18 protein-coding genes are annotated in these 20,806 nt (G+C 68.6%); 9 read left to right on the top strand and 9 right to left on the bottom strand.

Annotation, left to right across the window (positions count from 1 at the left end; all coding sequences use genetic code 11):
* Positions 1–270: 270 nt before the first annotated feature.
* The 7 genes from aroB to pilM are packed head-to-tail and all read right to left on the bottom strand — an operon-like array spanning position 271 to position 6,843.
* Entirely contained in the window at positions 271–1,377 is a 1,107-nt protein-coding gene (gene aroB / locus BOX17_RS10275) for a 3-dehydroquinate synthase (RefSeq protein ID WP_071944260.1), read from the bottom strand.
* Between the two features lie 4 nt (positions 1,378–1,381).
* Positions 1,382–1,924, bottom strand: coding sequence for a shikimate kinase AroK (gene aroK / locus BOX17_RS10270; RefSeq protein ID WP_071944258.1), 543 nt, complete (start codon positions 1,922–1,924; stop codon positions 1,382–1,384).
* On the bottom strand, positions 1,924–3,984 hold the full coding sequence (locus BOX17_RS10265) for a type IV pilus secretin PilQ (protein ID WP_071944256.1): 2,061 nt from the start codon (positions 3,982–3,984) through the stop codon (positions 1,924–1,926). The genes aroK and BOX17_RS10265 overlap by 1 nt, the downstream gene beginning before the upstream one ends.
* Positions 3,985–4,044: 60 nt before the next feature.
* A complete protein-coding gene (locus BOX17_RS10260; protein WP_244272129.1) occupies positions 4,045–4,566 on the bottom strand; it encodes a pilus assembly protein PilP in 522 nt (173 codons plus the stop codon).
* Positions 4,567–4,574: 8 nt separating this feature from the next.
* Complete coding sequence (locus BOX17_RS10255) at positions 4,575–5,207, bottom strand: type IV pilus inner membrane component PilO (protein ID WP_071944252.1); 633 nt, start codon at positions 5,205–5,207, stop codon at positions 4,575–4,577.
* On the bottom strand, positions 5,204–5,785 hold the full coding sequence (locus tag BOX17_RS10250) for a PilN domain-containing protein (protein ID WP_071944250.1): 582 nt from the start codon (positions 5,783–5,785) through the stop codon (positions 5,204–5,206). The genes BOX17_RS10255 and BOX17_RS10250 overlap by 4 nt, the downstream gene beginning before the upstream one ends.
* Complete coding sequence (gene pilM / locus BOX17_RS10245; protein ID WP_071944248.1) at positions 5,782–6,843, bottom strand: type IV pilus assembly protein PilM; 1,062 nt, start codon at positions 6,841–6,843, stop codon at positions 5,782–5,784. The genes BOX17_RS10250 and pilM overlap by 4 nt, the downstream gene beginning before the upstream one ends.
* Before the next feature lie 266 nt (positions 6,844–7,109).
* Between pilM and BOX17_RS10240 the strand changes: the two genes are divergently transcribed.
* Positions 7,110–9,638, top strand: coding sequence for a penicillin-binding protein 1A (locus tag BOX17_RS10240; protein ID WP_071944246.1), 2,529 nt, complete (start codon positions 7,110–7,112; stop codon positions 9,636–9,638).
* Positions 9,639–9,792: 154 nt separating this feature from the next.
* Positions 9,793–10,509 (top strand): DUF481 domain-containing protein, encoded by a 717-nt coding sequence (locus tag BOX17_RS10235; RefSeq protein WP_341853279.1) that lies wholly within the window; start codon positions 9,793–9,795, stop codon positions 10,507–10,509.
* Positions 10,510–10,592: 83 nt separating this feature from the next.
* Here BOX17_RS10235 and BOX17_RS10230 read toward each other — a convergent pair whose 3' ends face one another.
* Both BOX17_RS10230 and rpmE read right to left on the bottom strand, forming a co-directional pair.
* Positions 10,593–11,864, bottom strand: coding sequence for a malic enzyme-like NAD(P)-binding protein (locus tag BOX17_RS10230; protein ID WP_071944244.1), 1,272 nt, complete (start codon positions 11,862–11,864; stop codon positions 10,593–10,595).
* 260 nt (positions 11,865–12,124) lie between these two features.
* Complete coding sequence (gene rpmE / locus BOX17_RS10225) at positions 12,125–12,337, bottom strand: 50S ribosomal protein L31 (protein ID WP_071946815.1); 213 nt, start codon at positions 12,335–12,337, stop codon at positions 12,125–12,127.
* A gap of 148 nt (positions 12,338–12,485) precedes the next feature.
* Between rpmE and BOX17_RS10220 the strand changes: the two genes are divergently transcribed.
* The 7 genes from BOX17_RS10220 to ubiE all read left to right on the top strand — a co-directional run bounded on the left by BOX17_RS10220 (position 12,486) and on the right by ubiE (position 20,802).
* A complete protein-coding gene (locus tag BOX17_RS10220; protein WP_071944242.1) occupies positions 12,486–14,729 on the top strand; it encodes a primosomal protein N' in 2,244 nt (747 codons plus the stop codon).
* Between the two features lie 100 nt (positions 14,730–14,829).
* Positions 14,830–16,515: an arginine--tRNA ligase gene (gene argS / locus BOX17_RS10215; protein ID WP_071944240.1), complete on the top strand. Its 1,686-nt coding sequence runs from the start codon at positions 14,830–14,832 to the stop codon at positions 16,513–16,515.
* A 3-nt stretch (positions 16,516–16,518) separates the two neighbouring features.
* Positions 16,519–17,235 carry an SPOR domain-containing protein gene (locus BOX17_RS10210; RefSeq protein WP_071944238.1) on the top strand — a complete coding sequence of 239 codons (717 nt, stop codon included), beginning with the start codon at positions 16,519–16,521 and terminating at the stop codon, positions 17,233–17,235.
* Between the two features lie 145 nt (positions 17,236–17,380).
* Positions 17,381–17,899, top strand: a complete 519-nt coding sequence (hslV, locus tag BOX17_RS10205) for an ATP-dependent protease subunit HslV (RefSeq protein WP_071944236.1) — start codon at positions 17,381–17,383, stop codon at positions 17,897–17,899.
* Positions 17,900–17,901: 2 nt separating this feature from the next.
* Positions 17,902–19,224: an ATP-dependent protease ATPase subunit HslU gene (gene hslU, locus BOX17_RS10200; RefSeq protein WP_071944234.1), complete on the top strand. Its 1,323-nt coding sequence runs from the start codon at positions 17,902–17,904 to the stop codon at positions 19,222–19,224.
* A gap of 172 nt (positions 19,225–19,396) precedes the next feature.
* Positions 19,397–19,780 (top strand): gamma-butyrobetaine hydroxylase family protein, encoded by a 384-nt coding sequence (locus tag BOX17_RS10195; protein ID WP_071944232.1) that lies wholly within the window; start codon positions 19,397–19,399, stop codon positions 19,778–19,780.
* A gap of 266 nt (positions 19,781–20,046) precedes the next feature.
* Complete coding sequence (gene ubiE, locus BOX17_RS10190; RefSeq protein WP_071944230.1) at positions 20,047–20,802, top strand: bifunctional demethylmenaquinone methyltransferase/2-methoxy-6-polyprenyl-1,4-benzoquinol methylase UbiE; 756 nt, start codon at positions 20,047–20,049, stop codon at positions 20,800–20,802.
* Positions 20,803–20,806 lie beyond the last annotated feature (4 nt).

The following is a 20,806-nucleotide window of genomic DNA, read 5'->3' as shown; positions in this document are numbered from 1 at the left end:
AAAATCACCGCCAAATCCAGCACTTGCACCGACGACCTCCCAAAAAAACCCACAAACTCAATAGCTTGCAAAGCGGCCTGGACATCGGTCAACTGTCGTGACGGGTCATTAGACTTTGGTCCATGAACCCCCTGTCGACCCATGCCGATCCGGCATGAGGCATGCAGATCCCTACGGACCGTGGCCTCCGGCACGCCAGCCTATGCCCCGCCACACACGACGACGCCCGCGCAAGGCGGGCGTCGTAACGTAGAGGGGTTTCCACGAGGGTCAGCGCCGGGGGAACGCCTCGATCAGCGCGGCCAGTGTCTCCGGCGGCGTCTCGTCATGGATGCAGGCCTCCCCCAGCTCGCGCAGCAGGATCAGGCGCAGGCGCGAGTCGAGATTCTTCTTGTCCAGTCGCATGATGGCGAGGAAGTCGTCCACGCCCATCTCGGCCGGCGCCGCCAGGGGCAGGCCGGCGGCCTCGATGATCGCGCGCGTGCGGGCCACCTCGGCCTGGGTGAGCCAGCCCAGCCGGCACGAGAGCTCGGCGGCCATCAGCATTCCCGCGCCCACGGCCTCGCCGTGCAGCCAGGCTCCGTAGCCTTGATGGGCCTCGATGGCATGCCCGAAGGTGTGCCCCAGGTTGAGCAGCGCCCGCACCCCCTGCTCGGTCTCGTCCTCGGCCACGATCTCTGCCTTGAGCCAGCAGCTGCGTTCGATGGCCCGGGTCAGGGCGGCGGCGTCGAGCCCCCGCAGTGCCAACATCTCGGCCTCGAGCCAGGCTAGGAATTCGGCGTCGCGGATGAGGCCGTACTTGACCACCTCGGCGAGCCCCGCGGAAAGCTCCCGCGGCGGCAGCGTTGCCAGGGTGTCGGTGTCGACCAGCACGGCCCGGGGCTGCCAGAAGGCGCCGATCATGTTCTTGCCCCGCGGGTGGTTCACGCCGGTCTTGCCGCCCACCGAGGAGTCGACCTGGGCGAGCAGCGTGGTCGGCACCTGCACGAAGGCCACTCCGCGCTGGTAGCAGGCGGCGGCGAAGCCGACCATGTCCCCGATCACGCCGCCCCCGAGGGCGACCAGGGTGCAGCGGCGGTTGAACCCGGCCGCCAGCAGGGCATCCCAGATCCGCTCCACGCTGGCCAGCGTCTTCGTGGCCTCACCATCGGGCAGCACCAGGGTGCGCACCTCGAGATCACCGGCGAGCCCCCGGGTCAGGCGATCCAGGTAGAGCGGAGCCACCATCTCGTTGGTGACCACCATGACCTGGCGCCCGGCCAGGTACGGCGACAGCCATTGGGGATCTCCCAGCAGGCCGGGGCCGATATGAATGGGATAACTGCGATCGCCCAGCGACACCTCCAGGGTGGTCGGGGCATTCCGGGAATCGGTCATGGGCTCAGGCCTTGCATTGCAGGGGGTCGACCAGGCGCGTCACGCGCCGCACGATCTCGTTGACCACGGCACGCGGGCCGCGACGGTCGGTGCGCACCACCACGTCGGCGGTGGCGCGGTAGAGCGGGTCGCGCTGTGCGAACATCTCACGCAGCACGTCCTCCCGGTCCGGCCGCTGCAGCAGGGGGCGATTGCGGTCCTTGGCGGTTCGCCGCAGCTGCTGCTCCACGGTGGTGAGCAGGTAGATGACGGTGCCGCTCTCTCGAAGCACCCGGCGGTTCTCCTCACGCAGCACGGCCCCGCCTCCGGTGGCGATGACCACGTTCTCGTGGCGGGTCAGCTCACGGATCATCTGGGCCTCGCGGTCGCGGAAGCCCGCCTCGCCCTCGACGTCGAAGATCCACGGAATGTCGGCGCCGCAGCGCGCCTGGATCTCGTGGTCGCTGTCGTAGAACTCACGTGACAGTTCGGCCGCCAGAAGGCGGCCGATGGTGCTCTTTCCTGCCCCCATGGGGCCGATCAGTATCAGGTTGGGTAGTTCCTGCATCAGCGAATGGCCAGGTTGTCGTCCAGTATTCGGGGCGTGATGAATACCAGCAACTCTACCTTATCGTTGGTGTTCTCGGTATAGCGGAAGAGGTTCCCCAGCACCGGCAGGTCACCCAGGAACGGCGTCTTGAGCAGGCTGAGGGCCTCCTCGGTGGTGAGGATGCCGCCCAGCACCACGGTCTCGCCGTTATCCACCAGCACCTGGGTCTCGATCTGGTTGGTGTCGATGGACGGCACCCCGTTGAACAGCTGGCCCACGGTGTCGTTGTTGATCGCCAGGTCCATGATGATGCGATTGTCCGGAGTGATCTGCGGGGTCACCTCGAGCGACAGCACCGCTTCCTTGAACTCCGTGTCGGTGGCCCCGCTGGAGGTCGACTCCTGATAGGGAATCTCGGTGCCCTGCTTGATGATCGCGGTGCTCTGGTTGGCGGTGATCACCCTGGGCTGGGAGATGGTTTGGGTCTTGCCCTCGCTCTCCAGGGCGCGCAGCTCCAGATCGAGGAGGATATCGCCGGAGAGGTAGCCGAAGCTGAAGGCGGTGGAGGACGTGGCGGTGCCTCCCATGTCCACGGCAAGGCCGCCGTTGGCCACACTGCCGGCGGCCGCCCCGCCGACATCGAACCGCCCATCGACGATGCGATCGGGAGACGACAGCCCCCAGTTGACCCCCAGCTCCCGGGTGGCGCTGTCGCTGGCGATGACGATGCGCGCCTCAATCTGCACCTGGCGCACGGCGATGTCCAGGCGCTCCAGGGTGTCCATGATGGCATCGATCTGCTCGGCGGTGTCCTGCACCAGCAGGGTATTGGTGCGCGGATCGACGGCGACCCGGCCGCGGTCGGTGAGCAGGCCGAAGCCGCTCCCGCCGCGCAGCAGACCGGCCAGGTCACTGGCCTTGGCGTACTTCACCTGGATGTACTCGGTCTCCAGCGGGGCCAGAGTCTCGAGCTGCTCGCGGGACTCCAGCTCCTGGCGCTCCAGGTTGGCCAGCTCGGCGGCAGGGGCCACCACGATGACGTTGCCCTGCTGGCGACTGGCCAGGCCGTGGCTCTTGAGCACCAGGTCCAGGGCCTGGTCCCAGGGCACGTCCTGCAAATTGAGGGTGACGCGGCCGGTGACGCTGTCGCTGGCCACCAGGTTGAGGCCGGTGAAGTCGGCGATGATCGCCAGCACCGAGCGCACCTCGATGTCCTGGAAGTTCAGGGTGATGCGCTCGCCGGTGTAGGGGAACTGCTCGCGGACGCGCTCCTCCTGCTCCGCCTGGGTGACCGGCTCGGCCTCGATGACCAGCTGGCGGCCACTCTGGGTGGAGAGCATGGCGTAGCGGCCCTCGCCCTGGATCTCCAGGGTCACGCCGTCACGCCCGACCCGCGGGGTGACGCGTTTGAGCGGCGTGCCGAAGTCGCTGACGTCGTAGACCTGGTCCAGGGAGGCCGGCAGTTCGACGCCACGCAGCTCGGCGACGATACGCTGGCCGCTCTCGCGCACCCGGGTATCCACGCCGGAGCGATCGAAGGTGACGACCAGCCGCCCGGCCCCGCCGCTGCCGCGACGGAAGTCGATGTCCTGGATGCTCGGCTGGCTCGAGGCCTGCGTCGATACCGGGGCCGTGCGGGAGGCGGTGGCGCTATTAGAGGCCACCGTCGACGAGCCACTCGCCATCGCCGGCTGGCCACCCCCGCCCCCGATGGAGAGCATCAGGCGATCCCCCTGCTGGCGGGTGTTGTAGGGCAAGGGCCCCTCCAGCTCGAAGACCAGTCGCGTACGTGATCCGGCCTCCAGGGCCGTGACCCGCTCGACCCCCGCCATGCCCAGCTCCTCGCGGCGACGCTCGAGGGCACTGGAGGTGTCCATCAGGTCGATGGTCAGTCGTGCCGGTTCGTCGAGGCGATAGCCGCGAACCTCAGGCACCGGCCCACTGAAGTCGAGCTCCACCTCCAGCGCCCCGTCGGCTCCCTGCCGGAATGCCAGGTCGGTGAGGGTGGAGGCCGCCATAGCGGTCGAGGAGACCACCAGCAGCGCCACGATGGCGAGACCACGAATCATCGGTTGCATTGTTCCCTTCCCCCTGCTGGCCTCTGCCGCCTCCTGCCCGGCGGCATGGCATCATGTTATCTAGTCGTCGAGCGCGATCTGGGTGCTGCGCTCGATCCAGCCGCCCCGCCCCGTGGGCACGATCTCCACCAGCTGCACCGAGGCATTGGTGATGCCGATGATGCGCCCGTAGTCGGACCCCATGTGGTTGCCCGTGCGCAGGCGATGCACCTTGCCGTCCGGCGCCTTGATCAGGGCCGAGGGCTGCCCGCCCACCGTGAGGGTACCCACCAGCTCGAGCTGACCGAGATCATAGGCCTCGAGCGGCTCACGGGGACGAGACTCGTCCGGCGCCAGGTCGCTGCTCCCTCCCTCGTCATCGGGCTGCGACTCGGGTTCCGGCAGGCGCGCCTGGAACGGGCTGCGCTCGTCGGCGAAGTAGTAGTCCACCGAGACATAGGAGGGCACTGGCGGCACCGGCTCCAGGACCACGTCGCCGGGATTCACCCGCATCGACTCCAGTTCGCGCTCGAGCCCGGCCAGGTTCGCTTCGCGGCAGGCGCCCAGCGCGAGCAGAAGGGCCAGGAGAGCACCTCTGGTCAACCAGTGATTCATGGCGCTCCCCCCTCGGCAGTCTCCTGCGGCGGCCGATAGCTGTAGGTCTTGGCCAGCATCGACAGCTGCAGCCAGTTGCGTCCGTCCGTGGGCGACAGGCTGAAGTCGTGCTGGGTCACGATGCGAGGCAGGTCGGCGACACTGGCGATGAAGGAGCCGATGCGGTGATAGTCGCCCCGCACCCGGATATCGAAGGGTCGCTCGACGTAGAACTCCTGTGTTGCCGGGCTGCGCAGGCGGATGAAGTCGATGGAGAGCTGGTTGTCGATCGCCGCCTCGCTGATGTCATCGATCAGCGACGGGATCTCGGGGCCGCCCGGGAGCATGGCCACCAGGCCGGCGAGGCGCTCGTCGAGTTCCTCGACCTGGGCGCGCAGCGCCGGCAGGTTGGCCGCCTGGGCCGACTTGCTGCGGAAGTCCCTAAGGAGTCGCTGCTCCTCCTGCTGGGCCTGCTTCAACTCCTCGACCTTGGGTGCCGCCAGGTACCAGTACATGCCGGCGACGGTCAGGCCGATCACCAGCACGCAGCAGATCAGCTGCAGCAGGAAGGGCCAGCTGCCGGACTCCTTGACGTCCAGCTCGCCCCAGTCCATGTCGCGCAGTCGACGAAATTCCGTGGAGAGATTCATGGCGCCTCCGTGCCTTGCGTACCCTCGGCACCTTCTCCGTCGGGCATGTGCTGGTTGACGCTGAGGTTGAAGCGGCGCAGCTCGTTGTCGGCGGACTCCACCTCGGAGAGCACCGGCACGTCGAACACCGGCGAGGCCTCCAGCTGGCGCAGCTGGTCCGAGACCCGACCGTTATCCTCGGCCAGGCCGGTCAGCCTCAGCTGGTCGCCCTGTCGATTCAGCGAGGAGTAGTAGACCCCGTCCTCCAGGCTGTCTACCAGGGCATTGAAGACATGCACCGTCTGCGGGCGTCCCACCTGGAGCTGCTCGAACACCTCGATCTGGCGCTTGAGGGAGGCGAGCTGTTTCTCGAACTGGCTCACCGCGCGGATGTCGCGGTCCAGCTCGGCGGTCCTGGCCTTGATCAGCTGTTGACGCTGCTGCTGATCGGCCAGGCGCTGATCGAGGTACCAGGTCGTGCCGTAGCCGGCGCCCAGGCCGATGAGCGCGCTCAGGCCGATGGCCATGGCAAACCGCTTGCTGCGACGGGAGCGCGCCTCCTCCCGCCAGGGGAGCAGGTTGATCTCGATGGTCGTCATTTGCCTACCCTCATCGCCAGACCGCACGCCGTGAGCATGGCCGGGGCATCACCGGCCAGGGTCGGGACGTCGATGCGGGAGTTCACCTTCATGCGCCGGAAGGGGTTGGCGATGACCACCTCCATCCCGCTCTCCTCGGCCAGGCGCTCGGCCAGGCCCGGCAGCACGCTGGTCCCGCCCGCCAGGATCATGCGGCGCACTTCCTGCTTGCGCCCGGCGGTGTAGTAGAGCTGGAGCGAACGCCCCACCTGCTGGACCAGGGTGTCGAGAAAGGGATCAAGCACGCTGCGCTGGTAGTCATCGGGCAGGCCACCCCGCTTCTTCGCAAGCCCCGCTTCCTCGAGGGTCAGCCCGTAGCGGTTACGGATCTCATCGGTCAGCTGCCGGCCGCCGAACACGGTATCGCGACTGTAGGTGACGCGCCCCTCGCGCAGCACATGGAAGGCATTCATGGTGGCGCCGATATCGACCAGGGCCACGCAGTCCTGCTCGCCACCCTCGGACGGCAGCTGGTGCCGTACCTCCTGGAAGGCACGCTCCATGGCAAAGGTCTCGACATCCACCGCCGCCGGGGTAAGGCCCGCCTGCAGCACGGCCTCGGTCAGCTGGCTAACATCCTGCTGGCGGCAGGCCACCAGCAGCACGTCCTGCTGATCGCCGTAGCGCGAGTTGAGGCCGAGGCGCTGGAAGTCGAAGGCGACCTCGTTGAACGGAAACGGGATGTGCCTGTCGGACTCGATTTGGATACGCGTCTCGATCTCGGTATCGTCGAGCGTGGCAGGCAGGGTGAGGGTCTTGGTGATGGCAGCGCTGGCCGGGACGGCCACGGCCGCATTGCGCGACCCCGGCCGCGCATGATCCACGGCACGCTTCAGGGCATCAACCACGGCCGGCATGTCGCGGATCCGCCGTTCGATGACGGCGCCCTCGCGGAGCGGCCTCACCGCGTAGCTTTCAACCTGGTAGTGATTACCAGCGCGCTTGAGTTCGATGACCTTGACGGTAGCCGACGTGATGTCGACACCAACCAGTCCCTTGCCGGATGCTCTCAGTCGCATCTTGAGTCATGCCCCTGCCTGATCCATGCGGCGTGCCGCGCATTATGATTATCCGTTTCGAACCGGGGATAAACGCATGACGATCACCATACCCGGGTCCGCAATCGAAGGTTACATGATATTTCCTAATCTCACACGAATAGCTGTGTCTCCACAAGTCAACGCTGGTGACCACCCCGCCGGCTTCCTATAATGGCCGCCCCAAGGGGAGGCCCTTTCATCGTCTCGACTCCGCTCCCGTTCCCAGGCATGGATACCGCGTTTTCATGAAGTTACTTAGAACTCTGGTTGTTTCTGTCCTCTGGCTGCTGGTTTCGCTGTCCGCCGCCGGGGTACTGGGCGTGGTGGGTGCCGCGCTCTATTTCGCCCCCGGCCTGCCGGATGTGCGCCAGTTACAGGGCTTCGAGCTGCAGACCCCGCTGCGCATCTTTACTCGCGACGGCAAGTTGATCGGCGAGTTCGGCGAGGAGCGCCGCACCCCGGTGGAGTATGACGATATCCCCGAGGGACTCATCGATGCCCTGCTGGCGGCGGAGGATGCCACCTACTTCGATCATGCCGGCGTCGACCCCAAGGGTCTCGCGCGCGCCGCGGTGGAGCTGGTGGCGAGCGGCGGCGACATCCAGTCCGGGGGCTCGACCATCACCATGCAGGTGGCCCGCAACTACCTGCTCACCCTCGACCAGACCTTCACCCGCAAGATCCGCGAGATCCTGCTGGCCCTGCAGATGGAGCAGATCCTCTCCAAGGAGGAGATCCTCGAGCTCTACGTCAACAAGATCTACCTGGGCAACCGCGCCTACGGCATCGCGGCGGCCTCGGAGGTCTACTACGACCGACCGCTGGACGAGCTGACCCTGGCCGAGAAGGCGATGATCGCCGGCCTGCCCAAGGCGCCCTCGGCGTTCAACCCGCTGGCCAACGCCGAACGAGCCCTGATCCGCCGCAACTGGATCCTGTTCCGCATGCGGGAACTGGGCTACATCGACGAGGCCGCCTACGAGGAGGCCGTACAGGCGCCGGTCACCGCCCGCCGCCACCTGGCACAGGTCGAGGTTGAGGCCGACTATGTGGCCGAGATGGCGCGCCAGTTCGCTCTCGACCGCTACGGCGACGAGGCCTACACCGGCGGCTATCGCATCCACACCACCCTGGATAGCGAACTGCAGCCGCTGGCCGGCAGGGCCCTGGCCGGTGGGTTGATCGAGTACGACACCCGCCATGGCTGGCGCGGCCCGGAGCAGACCGACATCCCGCGCAGCCTGGCGGAGGCCCAGGAGCGCACCGACCGGGCGGGGCTGGAAGAGGAGCTCGCCGAGTCGCCGGAAATCATGCAGACCGCACGGCGCGCCGCCGAACGCAGCCAGACCGAGATCGAGGGCATCGAAGGCGACGTCAGCAACTGGCTGCAGGTGCTGGAGCGCACCCCCGCCTATGGCCCGCTGCAGCCGGGCATCGTGGTGGAGAGCGAGGGGCGTGAGATGCGTATCCTGGCCCGCGGTGGCGAGCTGCACACCATCGACTGGCCAGGCCTGGAGTGGGCCCGCCCTTATCGCAGCGCGCAGAGCCGGGGGGCCGCTCCCGGCTCGGCAGGCGAGATTGCCAGCCGCGGCGACCTGGTGCGCATCCTGCAGCGAGAGGACGGCAGCTGGCGCCTCTCCCAGCGCCCCGACGCCGAGGGGTCGCTGGTGGTAATGGCGCCCGACACCGGGGCCATCCTGGCCCTGCAGGGCGGCTTCGACTTCGATGCCAGCAAGTTCAATCGCGCCACCCAGGCGCGCCGGCAGGCCGGCTCGATCTTCAAGCCCTTCATCTACCTGGCGGCGATCAACAGCGGCGAGATGAACCCGGCGAGCGTGGTCAACGATGCCCCGGTGGTGATGCAGGACGGCAGCAACGAGCTGTGGCGCCCGGCCAACTCCAGCGGCGACTTCCTCGGCCCGACGCGGATCAGGGTAGGCCTGGCGAGGTCGCGCAACCTCATCACCATTCGCGTGCTGCAGTCGCTGGGGCTGGAGCGGACCATCGACTTCCTCGAGGGGTTCGGCTTCGATCCCGACCAGCTGCCGCGTGGCCTCTCCCTGGCGCTGGGCAGCGCCAGCCTGACGCCCCTGGAGATGACCAACGCCTACGCGGTGCTGGCCAACGGCGGCTTCAAGGTGTCCCCCTGGTTCATCGACCGGGTGACCCGCGGCAACGACACCTCGGTGATCGACGAGGCCTCTCCACGCGTCGCCTGCCGCGACTGCCCGGAGGACCAGAGGATGGTCGAGATCGATGGCGAGACCTACGAGGTGGCCCCCCGGGTGGCCGACCCCGCGGCCGTCTACATCCTTCGCGACATGCTGCGCGACGTCGTCGAGCACGGCACCGCGCGCCGGGCCCTGGCCCTCGAGCGCAGCGACATCGTCGGCAAGACCGGCACCACCAACGACCAGCGGGATGCCTGGTTCGCCGGCTTCAACACCGACCTGGTGACCACCACCTGGGTGGGCAAGGACAACAACGAGAGCACCGCGGAGTATGGCTCCCAGGCCGCCTTGCCGATCTGGATGGACTTCATGGGCCAGGCCCTGGCCGGGCAGCCCGAGCAGTGGCCCGACCGGCCGGAGGGCGTGGTCACCGAACGGGTCGACCCCGACACCGGTCGCCGGCTGCGCGACGACCAGCAGGGCGGTATCGAGGAGCTGTTCATGGCCGATCACCTGCCCGGCTTCCAGCCCCGCCGGGTCGATCAGGAGGTCGAGCGCGAGAGCGGCTCCCAGGGCACCGGGGCCTACGAGGCCATCTTCTAGGCAGACGCCGACACGCGCGCCGGGCAGCAGGGAAGCCGCCCCCCCTTCACCCTCTCGAGCGCCGCTCGGGCAGATTCCGAACGACGGCACACCGGGAAGACCCACCATGCCGCATGCATCGACACGACTGGCCATGCCGCGATGGACGGCCCTCATGGGCCTGCTGACGATCGCCGGGAGCGCTCAGGCCAGCCCCTTCTACGCGCCGCCGCCCCCCGAGGAGCACCGCGAGGGCCTAAGCGGCAGCGCCGAGTTGGGTTACACCAACCTGTCCGGCAACACCGACAGCCAGACTCTGATCGCCAAGGGCCGGCTCACCTGGCTGACGGGTGACTGGACCCACACCCTGCGCGGCGAGGTGCGCAACGTCTCGCGCGACGGGGACACCAGCGCCGAGCAGTACCTGGTGGCCGGCCGTGAGCGCTATGATCTCGAGGGCCCCCACTACGTGTTCGGCTTCGCCCGCTGGGACCGGGATCGCTTCAGCGGCTACGACCAGCAGTTCACCACCATCGGCGGCTATGGCCGCGACCTGCTCGACAATGAGCATCACCGCCTCTCCCTGGAGGCGGGGCCGGGCTACCGTTTCGACCGCATCGAGGGCAAGGAGGACGCCTCCCTGGGCGTCGCCTACGGGGCACTGGCCTACGAATGGACCTTCTCGGAGACCGCCAGCCTGGAGCAGGAGCTCTCGGTGGAAGCCACCGACGACAACACCACCTCGCGCTCGCTGACATCGCTCACCGCCCGGCTCAACGCGCACCTGGCCCTGAAGCTTTCCCACGAGATCAAGGACACCTCGCGTCCGCCGGAGGAAGCCGAGGCCCGCACCGACCACACCACGTCGGCCTCCCTGCTCTACAACTGGTAGCCCCACCACGCCCCTAGTGGGCACAGACAACGACGCCGGCCCGAGGGCCGGCGTCGTCATGCAGCGTGCAGGGTCTCCGGGGGTCAGCCCCCGTAGACGTCCTCCACGGACATCAGCGGATAGTGGGAGGGATAGGGCTTGCGCGCCACCCCGGAGTCCACCGCCGCCTGGGCCACGGCCGCCGGGACCCGCTCCAGCAGGCGGATGTCCACCGGCGTGGGGATGATGTAGTTCGGCCCGAAGGTCATCTCGTCCATCTCGTAGGCCTCCAGCACCTCGCGGGGCACCGGCTCACGGGCCAGGTCCTTCAGCGCATGGACGGCGGCCACCTTCATCTCCTCGTTGATGCGGGTGGCGCGCACATCGAGGGCGCCGCGGAAGATGAAGGGGAAGCCCAGCACGTTATTGACCTGGTTGGGATAGTCGGAGCGGCCGGTGGCCATGATCACGTCCGGACGGGTCTCACGGGCCAGGTCCGGGTGGATCTCCGGATCCGGATTGGTGCAGGCGAAGACCACGGGATTGGGGGCCATGCTGCGGATATGGTCGGCACTCATCAGCCCCGGACCGGAGAGCCCCACGAAGACGTCGGCGCCCTCGATGGCATCCGCCAGGGTCCGCTTGTCGGTCTCCACGGCGAACATCGCCTTGTACTGGTTCAGGTCCTCGCGACCGCTGTGGATCACCCCCTTGCGGTCGAGCATCACGATGTTCTCGGGATGGGCGCCACAGGAGACCAGCAACTTCATGCAGGCTATGGCCGCCGCACCGGCGCCGAGGCAAACGATGCGGGCGCTGTCCAGCGACTTGCCGGCGATGTCCAGGGCATTGAGCATGCCCGCGGCCGTGACGATGGCGGTGCCGTGCTGGTCGTCATGGAAGACCGGGATACTGCACTGCTCGACCAGTGCCTGCTCGATCTCGAAGCACTCGGGCGCCTTGATGTCCTCGAGGTTGATGCCCCCCCAGGTGTCGGCGATGCGCGCCACGGTATCGATGAAGGCCTGCGGGCTCTCGGCATTGACCTCGATGTCCACCGAGTTGATGCCGGCGAAGCGCTTGAACAGCACGCCCTTGCCCTCCATCACGGGCTTGCTCGCCAGGGGCCCGAGGTTGCCGAGGCCCAGGATGGCACTGCCGTCGGAGATCACCGCCACCAGGTTGCCCTTGCCGGTGTAGAGGTAGGCGTTTTCCGGGTCATTGGCAATCTCGCGAACCGGCTCCGCCACGCCGGGGCTGTAGGCCAGGGACAGGTCCCGGGCGCTGGCGGTGGGCTTGGTGAGCTCCACCGAGAGCTTTCCGGGGAAAGGTTTCGCGTGGTAGTCCAGCGCCGCCTGCTTCTTCGCGTCAATCATGCTGAGGGAATCCGGTGAACTGTGGGAGGTCAGCCAGCGTATACAAAAACCCCGTCGCGCTCAACTCGCCAGACATCTCCCCTGTTGTACGCTCGTTTGAAGACGTTGCCGCTCATTTGCCGTCACTTATGGCTGATCCCGTCAGCCATAACGCTTTGCTTATCCTCGTGGCCGTCGGTTCAACAGGAGCTCCGGCGGCCGAGCATAAAGAAACCCGCCTCGGTGGGCGGGTTTCTCGACGATGCGGTGTGCCGGTCGGCTCAGCGCTTGATGGCAGCACCGAAGCGCTTGTTGAAGCGCTCGACGCGACCGCCGGTGGTCGCCTGCTTCTGCTTGCCGGTATAGAAGGGATGGCACTGCGAGCAGACGTCCAGGGAGAAGTCATGGCCCGAGGTGGAGCCGACCTCGAAGGTGGCGCCGCAGGAGCAGGTCACGCTGACCGTCTTGTAATCCGGGTGGATACCTTGTTTCATCTTGAGCCTCACGAAGCTGTATGCCGCCACCTGATCTTCTGCCAGGCACCGCATACGGGTTGTCTGTACATGCGAACCGGTTGCCGCCAGGCACCCAGTGGTGTCCGCAGCGGCGGAGCATTCTAGCAGAGCCGACGCCGGAGGCCAATTGCCCGATTCCCCCCACCCGCCCGTGCCCCGCGTGCTGGGCGTCGCCGTGCCGTCGCCGCTGCGGCGCCTTTTCGACTATCGCCCCTGCCGCGAGACGCCCCCCGGCGGCTGGCAGCCGGGGCTGCGGGTGCAGGTGCCCTTCGGCCGCCGCCAGGTCGTCGGCGTGGTGGCGGAGTGCCGCGACGCCAGCGAGCTGCCGCTCTCGGGCCTCAAGCCGGTGGACGCCTGCCTCGACGAGGCGCCGCTGCCGGCGGACTGGCTCTGGCTGTGCCGCTTCACGGCGCGCTACTACCAGCACGCCCTCGGCGACACCCTGCACCAGGCCATGCCCGTGCTGCTGCGCCAGGGGCGCGCCCTGGAGGCCCGCACCCGGGAGCGCTGGTGCGTGACCGAGGCCGGCCGGCAGGATGCCCCGCCGGGCCTCAGCCGGGCGCCCCGCCAGGCCGAGCTGCTGGCCATGCTGCGCCAGCACCCCCACGGCCTGGTCAGCCAGGCGGTCCTCGCCCAGTCGTTCACCCGCGAGCAGCTGCGCGCGCTGGTCGACAAGGGCCTGGTCGAGCGCCACGAGGAACCGCTCGCCGCCACGTCCACGGACGAGGGCGATTCCTTGCTGGCAGAGCCCGCCCTGCCCCTCAACCGCGAGCAGGCCGCGGTGCTCGGCACGCTGCACGAACGGCTCGAAGACTTCCATCCCTGTCTGCTCCACGGGGTCACCGGCAGCGGCAAGACCGAGGTCTACCTGCAGCTCATCGAGGCGGTCATCGCCCGCCACCGCCAGGCCCTGGTGCTGGTCCCCGAGATCGGCCTGACCCCCCAGACCCTGGCCCGCTTCCGCAGCCGCTTCCGGGTGCCGGTGGTGGCGTTGCACTCCGGGCTCACCGACCACGAGCGTCTCGACGCCTGGGAGGCGGCCGCCAGCGGCCGGGCCCCCATCGTCATCGGGACCCGCTCGGCGATCTTCACCCCCCTGGCCCGTCCCGGGGTGATCATCGTCGACGAGGAGCATGACGGCTCCTTCAAGCAGCAGGACGGGCTGCGCTACCACGCCCGCGACCTCGCCGTGGCCCGCGCCCACCGCCACCGCATCCCGCTGCTGCTGGGCAGCGCCACTCCGTCGCTGGAGAGCCTCCAGCGCGCCCTGAAGGGCGACTACCGCCACCTGCACCTGACCCGCCGCGCCAGTCGCCATGCCCCGGCACGCCTCGAGCTCGTCGACCTGCGCGGCCGCCACCGCCAGGGCGGCCTGATTCCGCCGGTGATCGAGACGATCCGCGAGACGCTGGCCGCCGGCCACCAGGTGCTGGTCTTCATCAACCGACGCGGCTTCGCCCCCACCCTGGCCTGCCACGCCTGCGGCTGGCTGGCCGAGTGCGACCACTGCGACGCCCGCATGACCCTGCACCGCCAGCCGCCGCTGCTGGCCTGCCACCACTGCGACCGCCGCCGCGCCCTGCCCGATGCCTGCCCGGAGTGCGGCAGCATCGACCTGCGCCCGCTGGGCAGCGGCACCGAGCGCACCGAGGAGACCCTGGCGAGCCTCTTCCCCGAGACGCCCGTCCATCGCATCGACCGCGACAGCACACGGCGCCGCGACGCCCTGGAGCAGGTGCTGGCCGAGGTCCGCCGTGGCGACCCCTGCCTGCTGGTGGGCACCCAGATGCTGGCCAAGGGCCACCACCTGCCCCACGTCACCCTGGTGGTGGTGATCAACGCCGACGCCGGCCTCTATGCCAGTGACTTCCGTGCCATGGAGCACAGTGCCCAGCTGCTCGAGCAGGTGGCCGGGCGAGCCGGCCGCGCCGCCCATCCCGGCCGGGTGCTGGTGCAGACGCTGCACACCGATGACCCGCACCTGCGCCTGCTGGCCGACAGCGGCTACGATGCCCTGGCCGAGCAGCTGCTGGAGGAGCGCCGCGCGGCCCGCCTGCCGCCCTTCCGCTTCCTGGCCCTGCTGCGGTTGGAGGCGCCCCGCGAGGAGGCGGTGGCCGAACTGGGCCGCCTGGCATCCCAGGCCCTGCGAGACTGGCTCGGCGAGCGGGACCTGGAGGTGGACTGTCTCGGGCCGGTCCCGGCCCCCATGGAGCGGCGCCAGAACCGCTACCACCTGCAGCTGATGCTGGCCGCCGACCGCCGCAGCCGACTCCACGAGGCCGGGGCCTGGCTGATCGCCTGGCTGGAGGGCCGCCCCGAGGCCCGACGGGTGAGATGGTCGCTGGACATCGACCCGCAGACCCTGGCCTGATGCCACACCTTTAAAGCCCGGCGCCGATTGCCGATAATGGCGCCCCAGACTCGCCCGGCGGTCGCCCGCACCGCCCACGCAACAGGACACCGGAACATCCATGAAAGAGACCATCATCGCGCTGCTCGAGGGCGCCCTGGACCACCTCCGGCAGCAGGGCGTCCTGCCCGCCGACCTCGCCCCCGCCATCAAGGTCGAGCCGACCCGGGACAAGGCTCACGGCGACTACGCCACCAACCTCGCGCTGATGCTGGCGAAGCCGGCCGGAAGGAAGCCCCGCGAGCTGGCAGAGACGCTGGTCGCGGCACTGCCGGAGAGTGACGCCGTGCAGAAGGTGGAGATCGCGGGCCCCGGCTTCGTCAACTTCTTCGCCGCCACCGACGCCGCCGCCCAGGTGGTCCGCCAGGTGCTCGACGCCGGCGATGCCTTCGGCCGAAACCTGACCGGCCAGGGCCGGCAGGTGCAGGTGGAGTTCGTCTCCGCCAACCCCACCGGGCCGCTGCACGTCGGCCATGGCCGCGGGGCGGCGATCGGGGACAGCATCTGCCGGCTGCTGGAGGCCACCGGCCATGACGTGACCCGCGAGTTCTACTACAACGACGCCGGCGCCCAGATCACCAACCTGGCGCGGTCGGTCCAGGCCCGGGTCCAGGGCATCGACCCCGGCGACGAGGGCTGGCCCGAGGACGGCTACCGCGGCGGCTACATCATCGACGTGGCCAACGCCTACCTGGCCGGCGAGACCGTCCACGCCGACGACCGCCACGTCACGGCCGCGGGCGACCCGGACGACCTCGAGGCCATCCGCGACTTCGCCGTGGCCTACCTGCGCCGCGAACAGGACCTTGACCTCAAGGCCTTCGGCGTCGAGTTCGACGTCTATTTCCTTGAGTCCTCGCTCTACGAGCAGGGCAAGGTCGAGGCCACGGTCAAGCGGCTGATCGAGAAGGGCCATACCTACGAGCAGGACGGCGCCCTGTGGCTGCGCACCACCGACTTCGGCGACGACAAGGACCGGGTGATGCGCAAGAGCGACGGCCAGTACACCTACTTCCTGCCCGATGTCGCCTACCACCTCGACAAGTGGGAGCGCGGCTTCGCGACGGTAATCAACGAGCAGGGCGCCGACCACCACTCCACCGTGACCCGGGTGCGCGCCGGGCTCCAGGCCCTGGAGGCCGGCATCCCGGCAGGCTGGCCCGACTACGTGCTGCATCAGATGGTGATGGTCACCCGCTCCGGGGTCGAGGTGAAGCTCTCCAAGCGTGCCGGCAGCTACGTCACGGTGCGCGACCTGATCGACGAGGTGGGTCGCGACGCCACCCGCTTCTTCCTGGCCGCCCGGCGCGCCGACTCCCAGCTCACCTTCGACATCGACCTGGCCCGCTCCCAGTCCAACGACAATCCGGTCTACTACGTGCAGTACGCCCACGCCCGGGTCTGCAGCATGCTGCGCAAGGCCGAGGCCGAGGACCGGGCCTTCGACCATGCCCTGGCCATGTCGCAGCTCGCCCTGCTCGACAGCGACCAGGAGAAGGCGGTGCTCAACCGCCTGGCCCGCTACCCGGAAGTGGTCCAGCATGCCGCCGAGGCTCACGAGCCGCAGCAGATCGCCCAGTACCTGCTCGACCTCGCCGCCGACTTCCATACCTGCTACAACGCGGTGAAGGTGATGGTCGACGACGACGCCCAGCGCAACGCCCGCTTGGCGCTGGGCCTGGCCACCCGCCAGGTGCTGCGCAACGGCCTCGACCTGATGGGTGTCGGCGCGCCCGAGGAGATGTAAGCCATGGCCACCCGGAAGCCACCAGCGAAGAAGCGCGGCGCCACCAGCAGCCCGCGCCGTCGTTCCGCACCGCCGCCGCGCCGCGGTATCCCGGGGTGGCTGTGGGGACTGGTCGGCCTGGTGGCGGGCTTCCTGCTGGCCCAGCACCAGCAGGGCGTCGCTCCCTGGCAGGAGGGGAGCGACTCGCCGCTGGCCAAGGTGCTGACCAAGCCGGAGCGCAGCCAGCCATCCGCGGAAGGCCAGCCGTCCGACGAGCCCGAGGCGCCGCCGATGCCGACCTTCGAGTTCTACACCCTGCTGCCGGAGTCCGAGGTGATCGCCCCGGGCGGCAAGGTGCCGGCCTCCACGGCAACTCCGCCGGAGCGCCCCGCACCGGCCGAGCCGACCGGCGGCGACGACCCCATCGCCCGGGTGATCGCGGCCAACCTGGAGGCCGAGAAGGGGACGCAGGAAACGCCCCAACAGGCCTCGTCGGACGCCGACACCCGTTTCATGCTGCAGGCCGCCTCCTTCCGCGAGGCCAGCGATGCCAACCGGCTCGCCGGCCGACTGCGGGACTTCGGCCTGATCGCCAAGATCAGCGAGGTCAAGGCCGGCGGCGGCGATACCTGGCATCGCGTCCAGGTCGGGCCCTACAGCGACCGGCGCGAGCTCAACCGCGCCCAGGACCTGATGACCACCCAGGGCATCGAGCCGCTGCTGATCCAGCTGCAGAACTGACCCGCCCCACCCGAGGGGGCACGAGCCAGGTTGAATTCCGCGCTCCCCGCCCGCACTTCTCTTCCTGAGTTCATCCCGGCGTCCCGGCCTGCCCGGGGCGCCGCCAGTCATCGGGAGCTTTTCCCTCCCCCAAGGAGTCCCCTCCATGACCACGATCGTTTCCGTGCGCCGCGGTGACCATGTGGCGCTGGCCGGTGACGGCCAGGTCTCGCTCGGCAACACCGTGATGAAGGGCAACGCCAGCAAGGTGCGTCGTCTCTACCACGGCCAGGTGCTGGCCGGCTTCGCCGGCGGTACCGCCGACGCCTTCACCCTCTTCGAGCGCTTCGAGGCGCAGCTCGAGAAGTATCAGGGCAACCTGGTCAAGGCCGCCGTGGAGCTGGCCAAGGACTGGCGCACCGACCGGGCCCTGCGTCGCCTCGAGGCCCTGCTCGCCGTGGCCAACAAGGACGCCTCGCTGATCATCACCGGCAACGGCGACGTGGTGGAGCCCGAGCGCGGCATCATCGCCATCGGCTCCGGCGGCAACTACGCCCTCTCCGCCGCCCGCGCCCTGCTGGATAACACCGACCTCTCCGCCCGCGATATCACCGAGAAGTCCCTGGCCATCGCCGGCGACATCTGCGTGTTCACCAACCACAACGTCACCCTGGAAGAGCTCTGACCATGACCCGGATGACCCCCCGCGAGATCGTCCACGCCCTGGACCAGTACATCGTCGGCCAGCAGGACGCCAAGCGCGCCGTGGCCGTGGCTCTGCGCAACCGCTGGCGCCGCATGCAGCTCGACGGCGAGCTGCGCCACGAGGTGACGCCCAAGAACATCCTGATGATCGGCCCCACCGGCGTGGGCAAGACCGAGATCGCCCGCCGCCTGGCCAAGCTGGCCGGCGCCCCCTTCATCAAGGTGGAGGCCACCAAGTTCACCGAGGTGGGCTACGTGGGCCGCGATGTCGAGTCGATCATCCGCGACCTGACCGAGGCGGCCATCAAGCTGGTGCGCGAGCAGGCCAAGGCGGAGGTCGGCCATCGCGCCGAGGACGCCGCCGAGGAGCGCATCCTCGATGCCCTGCTGCCGCCGCCCCGCGGCCAGGAGAACGAGCCGCGCCAGGACAGCTCGACCCGCCAGCTGTTCCGCAAGAAGCTGCGCGAGGGGCAGCTCGACGACAAGGAGATCGACATCGAGGTCACCCCCCAGGGCCCGGGCGTGGACATCACCACCCCGCCGGGCATGGAGGAGATGACCAGCCAGCTGCAGAACCTGTTCGCCGGCATGGGCAAGCAGAAGAGCGAGACCCGCCGGGTCACGGTGAAGGACGCCTTCGGCCTGCTGCGCGACGAGGAGGCCGGCAAGCTGGTCAACGAGGACGACATCAAGAGCCGGGCCATCGAGGCGGTGGAGCAGAACGGCATCGTCTTCCTCGACGAGATCGACAAGGTCTCCAAGGGCAGCGGCCAGTCCAGCGGCGGCGAGGTGTCCCGGGAAGGCGTGCAGCGCGACCTGCTGCCGCTGATCGAGGGCTCCACAGTCTCCACCAAGTACGGCATGGTGAAGACCGACCACATCCTGTTCATCGCCTCCGGGGCCTTCCACCTGTCGCGTCCCTCGGACCTGATCCCCGAGCTGCAGGGCCGCCTGCCGATCCGCGTCGAGCTCAACGCTCTGACACCGGACGACTTCCAGCGCATCCTCACCGAGCCCTCCGCCGCCCTGACCAAGCAGTACCAGGCGCTGCTGGCTACCGAGGGGCTCGAGGTCGCCTTCACCGAGGACGGCATCGCGCGGATCGCCGAGATCGCCTGGAAGGTCAACGAGGGGACCGAGAACATCGGCGCCCGCCGCCTGCACACGGTGATGGAGCGCCTGCTCGAGGAGGCCTCCTACCTGGGCGGTGACTTCGGCAGCCCGCTGTCGATCGACGCGGCCTATGTGGATTCCCAGCTCGGCGAGCTGGCGATGGACGAGGACCTGTCGCGGTATATCCTGTAAGCCCGACCCTGAGCTGAGGGCCAACGGGTAGCGCGGCGCCGGGAACCGCTCGTCGAGGAGGTCATTTGCCAAGGATGGCAAATGTAGCACCCAGGGATGGGTTCACAGCGCCTCCGCCACGAGCGGTTCCCGGGACAGCCGCTCACCGCCAACGCTGCTGTGGAGCCTCATCATGACAACCCCGATTCCCACCAAGGTGCACTACCACCGCAAGGAGCGCGAGCTCGAGCTCACCTACGCCGACGGGGAGTCCTACCGGCTCTCGGTGGAGTACCTGCGCGTCTTCTCCCCTTCCGCCGAGGTTCGCGGCCATGGTCCCGATTCCGCCACCCTGCAGGTCGGCAAGAAGGACGTGGGCCTGAAGAACATCACCCAGGCCGGCCGGTACGCCCTCAAGCTGCATTTCGACGATGGCCACGACAGCGGCCTCTACAGTTGGGACTACCTCCACGACTTGATCCGGCGCCGCGAGGCCAACTGGGCAGACTACCTGCGCCGGCTCGAGGAGGCAGGCGCCTCCCGGGAGCCGCTGGGCATCGAGATCAAGCAGCTTTGAGGCCAAGGCCACCTTTCTCTCGGGGCTGATCCGGCGGCAGGCCCCGGAGCGCCGGACCGTCACTGAGGCGCTGTGAACCCATCCTTGGGGGCTACATTCGCCATCCATGGCGAATGACCTCCGCTACGACCTGCCCCCGGTGCCGCTTGTCTCTCCATCAGGGGCCGCCTCCGTCAAGACAATCGCCATCGGGGAGGGCTACAATGGCGCCCATCGGCGAGGCCGCCAGGCCTCACCCCACCGCAGCGATTCGGGAGCCCCACGGCATGAGCGCCAGTGACAAGCACACCACCCACTTCGGCTATCAGGAAGTCCCGGTCGAGGAGAAGGCCTCCCGCGTGGCCCATGTCTTCGATTCGGTGGCGGCCCGCTACGACATCATGAACGACCTGATGTCGATGGGAATCCATCGCCTGTGGAAACGCCTGACCATCGAGCGTTCCGGCGTGCGTCCCGGCCACAGCGTGCTCGACATCGCCGGCGGCACCGGCGACCTGACCCTCAAGTTCTCGCGCATGGTAGGCCCCCGCGGCCGGGTGGTCCTGGCCGACATCAACGAGTCCATGCTGCGGGTCGGACGCGACAAGCTGCTCGACCGCGGGGTCGGCGGCAACGTCGAGTACGTGCAGGCCAACGCGGAATGCCTGCCCTTCCCCGACAACAGCTTCGACTGCATCACCATTGCCTTCGGCCTGCGCAACGTCACCGACAAGGATGCCGCCCTGCGCTCCATGACCCGGGTCCTCAAGCCGGGCGGACGGCTGCTGGTGCTCGAGTTCTCCAAGCCGGGCAACCCCCTGTTCTCCAGGGCCTATGACGAGTACTCCTTCCGGCTGCTGCCGAAGATCGGCGAGCTGGTGGCCAGCGACGGCGACAGCTATCGCTACCTGGCCGAGTCGATCCGCATGCACCCCGACCAGGAGACCCTCAAGGCGATGATGGAGGCCGCCGGGCTCGAGCGGGTCGAGTACACCAACCTCACCGGGGGCATCGTCGCCCTGCATCGCGGCATCAAGCTGTGAGGGC

The sequence above is a fragment of the Halomonas aestuarii genome (assembly GCF_001886615.1).
GTDB lineage: Bacteria > Pseudomonadota > Gammaproteobacteria > Pseudomonadales > Halomonadaceae > Halomonas > Halomonas aestuarii.
The sequence above is the reverse complement of the archived record's forward strand: the minus strand, read 5'-3'. Positions and strand labels throughout refer to the sequence as shown.